The organism is Dolichospermum sp. UHCC 0406 (assembly GCF_009712025.1).
Classification (GTDB): domain Bacteria; phylum Cyanobacteriota; class Cyanobacteriia; order Cyanobacteriales; family Nostocaceae; genus Dolichospermum; species Dolichospermum lemmermannii.
Genome location: NZ_VILA01000025.1, coordinates 1 through 14,005, shown reverse-complemented (window position 1 = coordinate 14,005; position 14,005 = coordinate 1). Strand labels below are relative to the sequence as shown.

Here is a 14,005-nt window from a genome sequence, read left to right as displayed (position 1 = left end):
ATTTAAGAGAATGGGAGAATTTTAGATTTTCTATTTCACTTCAACATCTAAAATCCCCAATTCAACAATTATTATAAACCAGCGCATCAGTAATCTATTTTTGCAGAAAATATTCCTCAAAATCATGAAAAATAAACCTCTTCGCATTGCCTTATTTACAGGATTATATGCTCCATTTTTAACAGGAGTTTCTGTCGCTGTTCATCAACGAGTTCACTGGCTATTAAAACAAGGACATGAAGTTTTTTTAATCCACCCAGAAATCAATAATAAATATCCTAAACAAGTGGGAAATCGTCCCATGTCGGGAATAGAAGAACTAGAAACTTTTATTAATTTTTCTTCCTATTCATTTCCGACAGAACCACTTATATTTTATAAATCTTTACCCCAACCATTAAACCATCGTCATTGGAGTGATACAAAACTACTTAATCACTTTCAACCCGATATTATTGTTGTCGAAGAAGCCCCACAAATGAGAGGTTTGTATTCTGGCTTCTTGCAAGGTTATGGGCGTTCTGTGGGAGTACAATATGCCAAAAAAACAAAGACACCCATTATTTCAATTTTCCATACAGATATCATTGCCTATATCCAATATTATTTTGGGAATACATTCTTTAACTTAGTTCGTCCCCTGCTCCCACTTTTAGTTAAACAATTTAGTGAAACTTACGATTTAAGTTTATTCTCTTCCCGCGAACAATTAACTAAATACCAAAAACTCAAAGCGCAACGCAGCGAATATTTATCCTATCAAGGAATTGATTGCGAAAAATTCCATCCTCGCAATATTTGTTATGATCCAATTCCTAATGATAAGCGCCCAACTATTTTATTTGTGGGACGCATTACCCCAGAAAAAAATGTCAATCAACTTTTAGACATTTATCCCCTCATTGCTGCCAAAATTCCCGATGTCCATTTAGTAATTGTGGGTAGCGGTCCTTTAGATGCAGAAATTCGCCGTCGGGCTGAAAAATTCCCCAATGGTGTCACAATTTGGGGTGAATCTCATGGTAAAGAACTTTTAGGTTGGTTTGCAAAAGCAGATATATTTGTCAACCCTTCTGTCACCGAAAATTTCTGTACCACAACCAACGAAGCCTTAGCTTCTGGAACTCCCGTAGTGGCTGTTGTTGCCCCTTCAACCGCTGAACAGGTAATTTCTGGAGTGAATGGTTTTCTAGCTGCACCTAATAGCCCTCAAGACTTTGCTCAAAAAGTCATCACAATTTTGGAAAATCCTGACCTCAAAAATCAATTGACTGCACAAGCTCGTCCTTCAATTCTTGAATTTGATTGGTCAGCTTGTACACAAAAGTTTGAAAACAAGCTCTACGAATTAGTTAACATCGGGGAAAAGAGAGATGTTATTTAATTATTAGTAAATTGGTCAAGCAGATTCTAAAAACTCCCAAAGTAGCTACTGATATCAAAATACCTCTGATCATGAGTGACAACTTCAGGAAATGGGTAAATTATCAAGCTATCTTTGACTAAAATAGGAGAAATTCAAAAAGCTTACAGCTTTAAAAGCTCTATTCCCCTATTTACTGGGAGTATCCACTGTTGAAAAAGGCGATCTACAAAAAGTGGATGCTCCCTACCTAATCCAAGAATAATCTTAATATTTACCAAAAAGCTTGGGCTGTAGAACCTTGTAAAATATCAGGATTATTTGAACTTTTTTGTCGTATTTGATGGGAACTAATTAAAGCGATCACCAGAGAATTCACATTTTTAACAATACTGGATAAAGTAATTTTCCTATTATCTATTAATGCCTCTAAAAAATCTAGCGATTTTGTCACCTCAGCAATTACCGCAAGTTTTTCTTGATCTTTATCTACTAAAACCAGATTGTAACTATGACTAGCAAAAACATAAGCTAATTGGTAGCCAATTCCATGTGCTGATCCTGTAATCAGCGCAGTTTTTTGTCGATATTTATGATGGTTTTCCATTTAATACAATGGTTAATTTAGATTTAATAAAGCAAAAATGTTCTTAGATGAACAGTATTGAAAATGACCTTTATCCCATTGCAATTAACAATATTACTCTCAAATAAAAAAATCTGTATTTCTGGATTCACTCTTTTTTCCTAACTTTGATAGCTACCGAAATTTTAGTTTCTATAAATGTGGTAGTGTCTATTGTCGCTCCTTCAACCCTTAAACAAGTATTTTCAGAAGTGCGGAATTCTTCTGATAACGTCAGGTTAGTCATACCCCTTTTGTAATATCTACCTTTTGATAGATGTTATTTAATTATTAGTAATAGAAATTTAAATTAGGTAATCGTTAATACCACATGAAGCATGAAATAAATTATTTAAAAAAACGCCAACTTGGCTACTGTGATAAAAAGACCCCTGCTAGAGTATTTAAGTAGTTGACCTGTGGGCTTTTAGGTTCTTAGTTTGAGATGCTGACAAAGCCAGCTTGTGATCAGTCTAAAGATTGCCTACTCCAACTGATCACAAGATTGCTATTGTTCTCAATCGTTCCTAAAACTCTTTATACCTCAGAAGTTTTACTTCTGGGGTTTTTGTTTTTATAGGAACACTTGGTAAGCGAAAAACTCAGTGGCTAATTTTCAACCCAAACATACTAATTATAAACTAGAATTTAAACCCACACGGAAAGTAAAACCAGGGCTATAAATCCGATTAACTCGTTCATATTGTTCACCCAGAATATTTTCTAGGTAAAAAGTTAGTCCCAAATTTTTACTGACAGGAATCCGGCCACTAAAATCTAAATTAAAGAAAGACGGTGCAAAATCTGTACTTCTTTCTCCCGGTAGATTTCTACTAAAAACAGACCGACGAGAACCACTATTATAAGTAGCATATAAATTGCCTTGCCATCCATTGTTTTGATAACCAATTCCAGTTTGCAGCAAAGAGTAGGGAATTAACCCTAACTGTAATCCTGTTTCAGTGCCAGTTTTGATTTGAGCATCTGTATAAGTGTAGTTGAGAAAAGTTGACCACTCACGGGCAATTTTTAATTGCAATGCAGCTTCTAAACCATTGGTATCAACTAAACCAATATTTGTCCATGTTGAGGTCTTGGAGTCAACAGCTAAACGATTATCTAAACTACTACCAAAATAAGTAAATTGTCCTAACAGTTTTTCCGAGAATTTGACATCTACTCCCGCAGTCCAAGTAGAACCAATTTCTGGTTTTAAATCTGGGTTAGGATTCCAATTATGAACCGTATCAAAAACATATAATTGATCCAACCCAGGATTGCGTTGCGCCCCTGCCCAACTTCCACGCAATGCAATAGCTGGATTAACAGCATAACTTAAACCAAAACTAGGATGAAAATAATTCCCAAATTGGCTATCAAAGTTTTGTCTTACTCCTAAATCAGTTTGGAAAGCATCGCTAATTTTCCAAGTATTCACAGCAAATAAGGCCGTATTTAAAACACTTCTATCTTCTTTTTCGTTTTTAGAAATTAGGTCAGGATTTGTACTAATAACATCACCAATTAAATCAGTATTTTTTAAATCCAACCCCCATCGTAATTGATTATTTGGAGTAATTTTCCATTCATGATCTATCCGAGTTTTGAATTGTTGAGTATCTAAAATTCCGGTTCTGTAAAATGTTGCCCCAGTTGGTCCATAAGTGCTAAAATAGTCTCGGTTATAACCCAATGTAGTTGTTAAATTAGAATTTTCTTCCTTACCAAGTCGAGTTTTCCAAGATAAGCCAAGATTTAAACCATCATGATCTAATCGGTCTTTTTGTAGTTGTAAGCCAGAATATCGAGAACCGAAATAAATTAACCCCCGACGACTACTAAGTGTAGTTACATCTAAATTCAAAGAGTTTTTAGGATCTAAATCTATTCCGACACTACCAAAATAAGTGCTTGTAGCTGTATCAGCATTAAATAAATATCCCTGGGTATCACGATTTGCTGCACCAACAGGAACAAGATAACGGTTATCTATGAAAAATCTTTCAAAGCTAAAGTTGTATTTAACTTTATTTGTTGAACCCCCATAAGTTACCTGTTGATTATTTAAATTTAATGAGCCAAATTCTGCACTACCAGTTAATTTAGGTTTACCATAACCTTCTTTAGTAATGATATTGACAACTCCGCCAAAGGCTGAAGAACCATATAAAGAAGAAGCCGTACCGCTATATAATTCAACTCTTTCAATAGCCTCTACAGGAATACTATTTAAATCAGTTGTCCCATGATATGTATTGATATTCGTGTTAATTGGTCTGCCATTAATCAGAAATACAGACTGATCAATTGAAGCTCCTCGATAGTATGTACCTGTGTGAATATCTGCACCATGACCAACATTATTAATTGCAAAACCGGGCATTTTTTTTAAAACATCAGCAACGCTAGTTGCACCCTGTTTTTGAATTTCCGCTTTTTCAATTACATAAGTAGGAGTAGATTCGGGGAGAATGTCTTTTTCACCAATGGTTTCTATAGATATATCCGGATCATTTGTAGGATTTAAATCTGGTTCTGACGTAGGTTCTTGTTTAACTTCATTTACTGCTGGTTGTTGAGTTAATAATTCAGCATTTGTGGTGGGTAATTCGATTTCATTTAAACTAGGAATATCTGAACTTACTGCATTTTTATTATTTTGATTATCAGCAGCCACGACAGGAACAACTACCAGTAAACTTAGTAAAGAAACTGGCAGAAAAAAACAACTCTTATTCATATTTCTGAACTCACACCCGGTAACAACAATTACTGATTATGATTTTCTCGTATTAATAGCAACAATGTCAAAAGACAAGCTGTCATATTTGTTTGCAGACAAAAAACAAAGCATGAAGCTGATTATTTTCTGCCTCATGCTTTATTTATTTAAACTCCCCAGGCCGGATTCGAACCAGCGACCAATCGATTAACAGTCGATCGCTCTACCACTGAGCTACTGAGGAACGCTCTTAACTTTAGCTATAATAAACCGAAATCCAAATTAATGCAAGTGGTTTTGGCAAAATTTTTTAACTTTTTTTTGGTTGCTGCTGAAACCTCTCACTTTTAATACCCCAAACCCTTTCCAGCAGCGACATTCAGAGATTTATCAATTATAAAATCTATAATCCCATGCGTAATTCCGTTAGTCTTTGTCTGGCTTTAGCATCAATTCCATTCATCAGAAATCTACTTTTAGGTTGTTTCTGTGACTGATACCTATGGCGCATCCGACAAACAGTAGTTTCCACTTCACCGCATAGCTGATGCGCTGACAACCATTCCGCACCATACCCTTGAACTGTTAACTGCTGCGCCCGATCTGATGTAGCGACAATCATGCGAGAAAGTAAAGATTGGGCTATTTGGTGACGGAGAGACGCACAGGTTTTTTCGATATATGTGTCTGCGGTCTGGCCAAAATCCGTATAATGTACTGTTAAAAAATCTGTAATAGTTTCTCTGTTGCTAGGAGTGTTTTGATATTGAGCATCAAACACTACCTGAGTGTCATAACCTTGGAAAGCACTATAATTAGTCATTGCTTCCACCAACTCACCCCGTGCAGCCTCAAGTCCGGCATAATCACGGGTTTTTATCAAGCAAGGCCAAGCGCCTATAATATTGTAACCGTCTACTAAGAGAACGGCCGGGACTATGGAACGAGACATGGTTTTTAATCACAATTATCTAGAGTTAACAAAAATCATTCATAAGACTTATATTAAATGAAGCATTGCTTGTAACCCCATGTTACAAAGAATAAAAAATGCTTCTTTCAATCAAAAATAGACCCTAAGATAGAAGCCATAATTCCGGAAATACCCCTAAAAATCAGGCTTCCTGAAGTTGTTTTCTCTAAAAAAATATTTTTTCCCAATCTGCAAAATTTTATATTTCGCTATAGTAAAAAACCAGATACCTATACAGCATCCTGTATTCTGGCATCTGGTCAAAAATTTCTCAAAATTAGGGCTTTTACTTCTTCTTTTTTCTTCTTCCTTCTTTTTTCTTCTTTCTTCTTTCTTCTTCTTTCTTCTTCTTTTTTCTGACTCCTGACTCCTGACTCCTGACTCCTGACTCCTGACTCCTGACTCCTGACTCCTGACTCCTACTCAACCTAATGATGTACTTGAATTAATCGCTGTTTGAGCCGTTCTGCTGCACCAGAATCAACTAAACAGCCTTTTTCCAATAAAAAAGCACCATCACAGTAATTTAACTCTTCTAACCGATGAGTTACCCACAAAGCCGTAATCCCGCGACTTTTAACTAAATTACGCACACTAGCGACTAAATCGAGTTGACTATCTGGATCTAGTAAAGCAGTGGGTTCATCTAATAATAAAACATCACAGTGACGAGCGATCGCTCCAGCAATAGCCACCCGTTGTTTTTGTCCCCCAGAAAGGGCGTAAATAGGTCGTCGCTGTAGAGACAATAAATTTACTGCCCCCAAAGCTTCCTCAACCCTAGCCTTCACCATAGCAGGTTGTAACTTTTCCGCCACCAAGCCAAAAGCCACATCTGCACCAACCGTTGGCATGACCAATTGATGATCAGGATTTTGGAACACAAAACCAACAGGAGGTGAAACCATAACTTCCCCAGATTGAGGAGCTAGTAAACCCGCTATTAATCTCAGAAGCGTAGATTTACCACTGCCATTGGTCCCCAAAAGCATCCAAAACTCACCTTTAGGTACTTGAAGAGAGCAAGATTTGATCACTTGCTCCCCATTAGGCCAAAAGAAGTTTAAATTATTAACTTCAATGCCCACTGCTGTCATGTTTACACCTTGGGTTACTCAGCACTAAAAGCAGCAAAGCCAGGCGCTCTACCACTGCTAGTAGCTGCACTATCTTTTTGGATAATCTGGACTCCCGAAATTTCACTAGCACGAACAGCAATTTTTTTCTCTGTTTTGCCTTCGCACTTGAGTTCCACAAGATCAGGATTACCAGAGCGCATGGCTGCCAAAATTAGCTGATAAACAGCTTCGGCATCTTCAGTAGACTTGCGTTGTACTGATATAGGGAAAGCAGTATTTCTGATGCTTAAGTCAATGGTAAACATTTAGAATTAATGAATTTTCACTTTAAAACCCATTCTAGCGTCATTAGTCAGTTGTCAGTTGCTAAGAAATTTTTCCCTACTTTCCTACCTTCCAATTCTCAAATAAAATTTTTTTTCTCGTCCACTGGCAAAATTAGAGATTTTCACCTATTATGATAGAAAGCGTAAAAAATTGTAAACTAGATTGACAATCTGGTTAATTTTGTGTAGGCGGCTCATATTCGCCATCTATAAACGCATAAAATCCGTAATTATAAAACATTTTGGAGATTTGCTCTCATGACCATCGCAGTTGGACGCGCCCCCAGTAGAGGGTGGTTTGACGTATTAGACGACTGGCTAAAGCGCGATCGCTTCGTATTCGTAGGTTGGTCAGGAATATTATTATTCCCCTGTGCCTTCCTCGCATTAGGCGGTTGGCTGACCGGTACAACATTCGTCACTTCCTGGTACACCCACGGACTAGCATCTTCTTACTTAGAAGGAGCTAACTTTCTAACAGTAGCAGTATCCACACCAGCCAACAGCATGGGGCATTCCCTGTTGTTCCTGTGGGGTCCTGAAGCTCAAGGTGACTTCACCCGTTGGATTCAACTCGGTGGTTTGTGGCCTTTCGTAGCCCTACATGGCGCATTCGGTTTGATTGGCTTCATGTTACGCCAATTTGAAGTCGCCCGTCTCGTCGGTCTGCGTCCTTATAACGCTCTTGCTTTCTCCGGTCCTATCGCCGTATTCGTCAGCGTGTTCCTGATGTATCCTTTGGGACAATCTAGCTGGTTCTTTGCACCTAGCTTTGGAGTAGCCGCAATTTTCCGTTTCCTCCTATTCCTACAAGGTTTCCACAACTGGACACTTAACCCCTTCCACATGATGGGTGTAGCGGGAATCTTAGGTGGAGCTTTACTTTGTGCCATTCACGGTGCCACAGTAGAAAACACCCTATTTGAAGACGGTGAAGGTTCAAACACTTTCCGCGCCTTCAACCCCACCCAAGCTGAAGAAACCTACTCCATGGTGACAGCAAACCGTTTCTGGTCACAGATTTTCGGAGTTGCTTTCTCCAACAAACGTTGGTTACACTTCTTCATGTTGTTTGTCCCTGTCACAGGCTTGTGGATGAGTTCCATTGGTATCGTTGGTTTAGCATTAAACCTCCGGGCTTATGACTTCGTTTCCCAAGAATTACGGGCAGCAGAAGACCCAGAGTTTGAAACTTTCTATACCAAAAACATTTTACTAAACGAGGGTATCCGCGCTTGGATGGCTCCTCAAGATCAACCCCACGAACAGTTCGTATTCCCAGAAGAAGTATTACCACGCGGTAACGCTCTCTAAAACCTATCATCTTTGAATTAGCCCCTACCTACTGGTAGGGGTTTTTTTATAAGGAGAAATTTAAATTCAGGTATTGCAAATTTTTGTAGTTGTGCTATAGTAGTCTCAGGTTACAAGACCAAAGCATTTTGCTTTGCCCCTTTTGAAATTAAGACCGTTTAGGCAATAAGGAGGTGATGCCCATGATAGAAAGTAGTATACCCATGGGTCGTCAAGTTGCAGTTAGCCGGCTGTGTGCCGGGGCTGTTCTCTAAAAGTTAGCTTTAGTTCTCTTGAGATACTAAGTTAGCTCAACTAACTAGGCTTAACATCGGAGTTCCTTCCGGCAGTCTGGTTGCAACTTGAAGACCCGCTAGACCGCCCTGACTTAGATTATCTGATCTAAATCAGGGCGGATAGTTTTTAAGGGTGGTTTTTGGTTGAAACCAGTACACAACCGAGTCAGTGAATTAACTATTTAAAAAGCCGAAAAAGCTTGTTTGATCTAATTTTTTGATTTTGTTTTGTGGTACTAAGTAGTAATTTTTAACCAGTAGCATAAGACAATATTTAGATACTTGCTGACAACAATTACCAACGTAAATTATTGTTGTGGAACATTTGTTAGCGATCGCCTATCATTTATATTTGTCAGGTTTTTGGAGTGAAAACAAAACACCCATTGCGAACAAATGATAATTAATGTGGAAAGGTTTTGATTGAAAGTATATTTCAAAACCTATCTAAATTCTTCAATGCCGAAGCTTATTCGCTAATCTTCAGTGTAAGAAAAGTTCGATATGAGTTTAAAGAAGTCAAATCTACTTGGTGTAACTGATAATATACTACTAGAAAAATTGACATCTACTTAATCAAGAAATCTTATGTTGATTATTAGAAAAAACTATAATATAATGGCAGGATATGGTCAGAAAGTTTTTGCATAAGTTAATTGCATGGAAGTTTAACGATTAATTAATCAATTGTTAGCCTTGTGAAAGCTATGATTGTGGCATTGGTGTCAGCCATGCCTATTACACAGGTTTCAACAAGACTTCGCGTTTGTAAACAGTTAGCTATAGCGAACTCATGTTATCCATATAAGGTGTGAGGAGAAAAAGAAAAATGTCTAATATTTTGTGGAAATCCCTGGTGGTTAGCCCAGCAATTTTGGGAGCAGCGTTGTTAGTATCTTCAACAGCGATAGCCGCACCAAGTACCACCAAGGGAGCATCATCAATTGAAACTTCCTCTACAGCAGAAGTTTCCCAACAGCCAGCAGTATTGGCGACAGAAACCAAAGAAGCTCAAGTTTTAGCTCAGGTCAACCGCTACAGCAACGAGAACAATACTTCCATAAATCAGGTAACATCAGTTTCCCAGTTCTCTGATGTGCAACCTACAGATTGGGCATTCCAAGCTTTGCAGTCCTTGGTTGAACGCTACGGCTGTATTGCGGGTTATCCCAATGGCACATTTCGTGGTAATCGGGCTTTAAGCCGTTACGAATTTGCGGCTGGTTTGAATGCTTGTTTAGATCGTGTGAATGAATTGATTGCCACAGCAACGGCTGATATGGTGACAAAACAGGATCTAGCAACATTACAGCGTTTGCAAGAAGAGTTTTCTGCGGAATTGGCAACTTTACGTGGCCGGGTAGATGCTTTAGAAGGACGGACTGCTGAATTAGAAGCCAATCAATTCTCCACTACCACTAAATTAAAAGGTGAAGCTATTTTTGCTGTCACTGATGCTTTTGGCAGCGAGACAGGCAAAGCTAACCGGGCAGTATTCCAAGATAGAGTCCGTTTAGGCTTGGAAACCAGCTTTACGGGTAGAGATATATTAACAACCCGTTTGGCTGCTGGTAATGCCACAGGCTTTAGTCTCCGAGATAAAACTGGTAATCCTATTAATGCTGGTGGAGTTGGTAAGCAAACCTTTGAAGTCGGTAGCACTAGTCCTGCTAACAGCGTTGAAATTGACAAATTAACTTATGAAGCTCCTTTAGGACCTGCAAGAGTTTATCTTTCAGCTAGTGGTGGGCAACATAGTGATTATGCGGCTGTTAACAATCCTTACTTCTTTGATAAAACAGATGGTGGTAAGGGGGCTTTAAGTACCTTCGCATCTGAAAACCCCATCTACCGGATTGGTGGTGGTTCTGGTATTGCCTTGAATGTACCCTTTGGGAAACCCGGTGATAGTTTCTTGAAACCAAGTTCTCTCACATTAGGTTACTTAGCTGCAAATGCTAATGATCCTAGTCCCAGCAATGGCTTGTTTGATGGCAACTATGCAGCTTTAGGTCAGTTAAACTTTAACGTTGGTAATCGCGTTGCTTTGGCTGCCACCTATGTACATGGTTATCAAAAAGCAGGTAGCACATTGTTTGATTCAGGACTTGGTGGTGGTGCTTTAGTAGGTACTGAACAAGCTAATGCTCCTTTAGCTAATGCCTCTTCCAGTAACTCCTACGGTATTTCCGCAGCTATCAAGCCTAGCGATAAACTGTCTTTGAGTGGTTTCGTTTCCTACCATGATGTTACAGGCTTTGGAGCTAATGATGATAAGGAAGCTTGGAGCTATGGTGCAGGTTTAGCTTTACCTGATTTTGGTAAGAAAGGTAACGTCTTGGGTATCTTCGGTGGCGCTCAACCTTACTCACTAGGTGCGACTGGTAGAGAGACTCCATACCAAGTTGAAGGCTTTTATAAGTATCGCGTTTCTGAAAATGTATCCGTAACTCCTGGAGTTATTTGGATGACATCTCCTGGACAAAATAATACCAGTAATGATGCCTTTGTTGGTACACTCAGAACAACTTTTAGCTTCTAAATAGTTAAAAGTTTGTTGATAAGTTTCAACGTGATTTGACCCTGCCTCATGGCGGGGTTTTTTTGTGGAGAGAAAAACCCCAGTTAAGAACCGGAGTATACTGGAAAAGAGCTTAAGAGACTTCCAAATAAAAAAATGTCCCAAAACTGATGCAGAAATTCTCTCTCTGTGTACTCTGTGCCTCTGTGGTTCGTTTCTTAGGATAATTTATTTCTTGGAAGTCTCTAACTGTGAGGTTTTGCTCATTTTCATCCTTCAATTTTGATCTTGGACTACTGCTTGTGGAATTATCATGTAAATCTGAATACGCAATTTTGGCGTTATTAGAGATGGCTACTCATTACGAAAACGGTGAACCGATGCAAATTCGGCAAATCGCTCTGCAACAAAAGATACCTGATCGCTATTTGGAACAACTGTTAGCAACTTTGCGGCGGGGGGGTATAGTTAAAAGTCAACGGGGTTCAAAAGGCGGCTATTTATTGGCGCGAGAACCTCGGAAAATTAGTATCTTTGAGATTTTAGAATGTTTGGAAGGTTTAGATGTGCAGACTGGTGAACAAAATACTAACCTCACAAGTTTAGATAATTCTGTGGTGTCAGAAATTTGGCAAGAAGCACGTCAGGCAGCAAATTCAGTATTACAAAATTATTCGCTTCAGGATCTTTGTGAAAAACGGGATTCCCGGAAGCAGTTGGATATCATGTACTACATTTGAAGGCATAAGAATTTATCATGCGGATTGTTGAAAATATTACGGAGTTGGTGGGGCGGACACCTCTAGTTAAGCTAAACCGGATTCCTCAAGAATTAGGTTGTGTGGCTACAATTCTCGTGAAATTGGAAAGTATGAACCCTTCGTCATCGGTGAAAGACCGCATTGGGGTAAGTATGATTACTGCGGCTGAGAAGGAAGGATTAATTGCCCCTGGGAAGACGATTCTGGTGGAACCAACATCGGGAAATACGGGCATTGCTTTGGCAATGGCGGCGGCGGCCAAGGGGTATCAATTAATTTTAACAATGCCGGAAACGATGAGTGCGGAACGGCGGGCGATGTTAAGGGCTTATGGGGCCCAATTGGAACTCACTCCGGGAATTGCGGGGATGAGTGGGGCGATTCGGCGGGCGCAGGAGATTGTGGATAGAACACCATACTCTTATATGTTGCAACAGTTCCGCAATCCGGCTAATGCCCAAATTCATCGGGAAACTACGGCGGAGGAAATTTGGGAGGATACGGATGGATTGGTGGATATGATTGTGGCGGGTGTGGGGACTGGGGGGACGATTACTGGGGTGGCGGAAGTTTTGAAGGACCGGAAACCGAGTTTTCAGGCGATCGCTGTCGAACCAGCTAATAGCCCGATATTATCGGGAGGTAAACCGGGTCCCCATAAAATTCAGGGCATTGGGGCGGGTTTTATTCCCCAAGTGTTAAAGTTAGAATTGATTGATGAGGTAATTACGGTTACTGATGAGGAGGCGATCGCTTTTGGTCGCAAATTAGCCAGGGAGGAAGGATTATTGTCTGGAATCTCCACTGGTGCAGCCCTTTGTGCGGCGGTTCGGGTCGCCCAACGTCCTGAAAATCAGGGACGCTTAATTGTGATGATTCAGCCTAGTTTCGGTGAGAGATATTTAAGTACACCTTTATTCCAAGACCTAGAAGCGAAAACCGCAACTAGTACCAATTAACAATCTATTGGATTCATGTCCGATTTTAACCACTACGATACCCTCAAAGTTAGTAATCATGCCAGTCAAGCGGAGATCAAACAAGCTTATCGCCGCTTGGTGAAAATTTTTCATCCTGATAGTAATCAAGACATTACAGATAATGAGCAAATTATTCGTGTTAATGCCGCCTATGAAGTTTTAAGTGATAGTAAAAGTCGTCTTGATTATGATGAAAAACTTCGTCACGGTCAGCAACAATTTCATCATGTTCGCCAAAAACGTGCAGAATCTGCTCAACAACATTACAAAGCAACTAGGAAAACTAGAAAAGATATTGATGAAAATATTGAGGAATGGATACGTTTAGTTTATAAACCAGTAAATCGGATACTTTGTACAATTCTTAATTCTTTAGAATCACAAATTGAGGAGTTAGCAGCCGATCCTTTTGATGATGATCTTTTAGACGAATTTCAAGATTATTTAGCATCCTGTCGGGAAGATTTGAAGGACGCACAAATTAAATTTCGTTCTTTGCCAAATCCCGCTAGTTTTGCAGCAGCAGCAGCCCATATTTACTATTGTATGAGTCAAGTGGGAGATGGAATTGAGGAATTAGCATACTTTCCATTAAGTTATGATCATCGCTATTTACACACGGGACAAGAGTTATTTCGGATAGCTAAAAGATTGTATCGGGAAGCGCAAGAGTCCGTGAGTTGATGAGATGATCGTAGGAGTCGTTTAATTACTAAGTAGGTTGGGGTTGAAAATTGTCGTTATGACAAGATAACAGGGAAGAGGTTTTGGGCAATTTGACTTTTTGTTATGGTTTTTTTCCGTTTACTTACTTATCTATTAAACCGAAATATTGCTTATTTTTTTAACAATATAATAATTCCCATTCTATCGGGTTAGAAGCGGAAATAATTAAACGCAGATGGACGCAGATGGACGCAGATAATTTTGTAGTTAATTAGACTAGTGGTCTGTCAAGCTAAAAGTTGTGAGTTTGAGGAGTTTGAGGGAAAATAGAAAGGCTATTTACAGTAAACCTCAGCAGATATTCTAATAACTGATTATGTTTAAGACCTATATTGTCCGG

The 14,005-nt window shown here is 39.2% G+C and carries 12 protein-coding genes and 1 tRNA gene; 6 read left to right on the top strand and 7 right to left on the bottom strand.

Annotated elements, in window-relative coordinates:
* Nucleotides 1–124 precede the first annotated feature (124 nt).
* Nucleotides 125–1,384 (top strand): glycosyltransferase, encoded by a 1,260-nt coding sequence (locus tag FJR09_RS19820; RefSeq protein WP_168653789.1) that lies wholly within the window; start codon nt 125–127, stop codon nt 1,382–1,384.
* Nucleotides 1,385–1,637: 253 nt separating this feature from the next.
* Here the strand turns inward: FJR09_RS19820 and FJR09_RS19815 are convergent, their stop codons facing one another.
* The 7 genes from FJR09_RS19815 to FJR09_RS19785 form a co-directional block, all read right to left on the bottom strand.
* The gene (locus FJR09_RS19815) at nt 1,638–1,970 is read right to left on the bottom strand and encodes an SDR family NAD(P)-dependent oxidoreductase (RefSeq protein ID WP_015081088.1); all 333 of its coding nucleotides are present in this window, start codon (nt 1,968–1,970) and stop codon (nt 1,638–1,640) included.
* Nucleotides 1,971–2,622: 652 nt separating this feature from the next.
* The gene (locus FJR09_RS19810; RefSeq protein ID WP_168653790.1) at nt 2,623–4,728 is read right to left on the bottom strand and encodes a TonB-dependent siderophore receptor; all 2,106 of its coding nucleotides are present in this window, start codon (nt 4,726–4,728) and stop codon (nt 2,623–2,625) included.
* A 154-nt stretch (nt 4,729–4,882) separates the two neighbouring features.
* Nucleotides 4,883–4,954, bottom strand: a tRNA-Asn gene (locus FJR09_RS19805).
* 159 nt (nt 4,955–5,113) lie between these two features.
* Nucleotides 5,114–5,662 carry an NYN domain-containing protein gene (locus FJR09_RS19800; protein ID WP_015081086.1) on the bottom strand — a complete coding sequence of 183 codons (549 nt, stop codon included), beginning with the start codon at nt 5,660–5,662 and terminating at the stop codon, nt 5,114–5,116.
* Between the two features lie 307 nt (nt 5,663–5,969).
* Entirely contained in the window at nt 5,970–6,110 is a 141-nt protein-coding gene (locus tag FJR09_RS19795) for a hypothetical protein (RefSeq protein WP_168654168.1), read from the bottom strand.
* Between the two features lies 1 nt (nt 6,111).
* The gene (locus FJR09_RS19790) at nt 6,112–6,780 is read right to left on the bottom strand and encodes an ABC transporter ATP-binding protein (RefSeq protein ID WP_015081085.1); all 669 of its coding nucleotides are present in this window, start codon (nt 6,778–6,780) and stop codon (nt 6,112–6,114) included.
* A gap of 14 nt (nt 6,781–6,794) precedes the next feature.
* Nucleotides 6,795–7,067 carry a hypothetical protein gene (locus tag FJR09_RS19785; RefSeq protein ID WP_015081084.1) on the bottom strand — a complete coding sequence of 91 codons (273 nt, stop codon included), beginning with the start codon at nt 7,065–7,067 and terminating at the stop codon, nt 6,795–6,797.
* Between the two features lie 279 nt (nt 7,068–7,346).
* On the opposite strand from FJR09_RS19785, the gene psbD reads away from it, so the two are divergent.
* The 5 genes from psbD (at nt 7,347) to FJR09_RS19760 (ending at nt 13,623) form a co-directional block, all read left to right on the top strand.
* A complete protein-coding gene (psbD, locus tag FJR09_RS19780) occupies nt 7,347–8,402 on the top strand; it encodes a photosystem II D2 protein (photosystem q(a) protein) (RefSeq protein WP_015080309.1) in 1,056 nt (351 codons plus the stop codon).
* Nucleotides 8,403–9,506: 1,104 nt separating this feature from the next.
* Nucleotides 9,507–11,219: an iron uptake porin gene (locus FJR09_RS19775; RefSeq protein ID WP_168653547.1), complete on the top strand. Its 1,713-nt coding sequence runs from the start codon at nt 9,507–9,509 to the stop codon at nt 11,217–11,219.
* A 281-nt stretch (nt 11,220–11,500) separates the two neighbouring features.
* The gene (locus FJR09_RS19770) at nt 11,501–11,938 is read left to right on the top strand and encodes an Rrf2 family transcriptional regulator (RefSeq protein ID WP_015081082.1); all 438 of its coding nucleotides are present in this window, start codon (nt 11,501–11,503) and stop codon (nt 11,936–11,938) included.
* A 17-nt stretch (nt 11,939–11,955) separates the two neighbouring features.
* Nucleotides 11,956–12,918 carry a cysteine synthase A gene (cysK, locus tag FJR09_RS19765; protein ID WP_015081081.1) on the top strand — a complete coding sequence of 321 codons (963 nt, stop codon included), beginning with the start codon at nt 11,956–11,958 and terminating at the stop codon, nt 12,916–12,918.
* Nucleotides 12,919–12,933: 15 nt separating this feature from the next.
* Nucleotides 12,934–13,623, top strand: a complete 690-nt coding sequence (locus tag FJR09_RS19760; protein ID WP_168651953.1) for a J domain-containing protein — start codon at nt 12,934–12,936, stop codon at nt 13,621–13,623.
* Nucleotides 13,624–14,005: the final 382 nt, after the last annotated feature.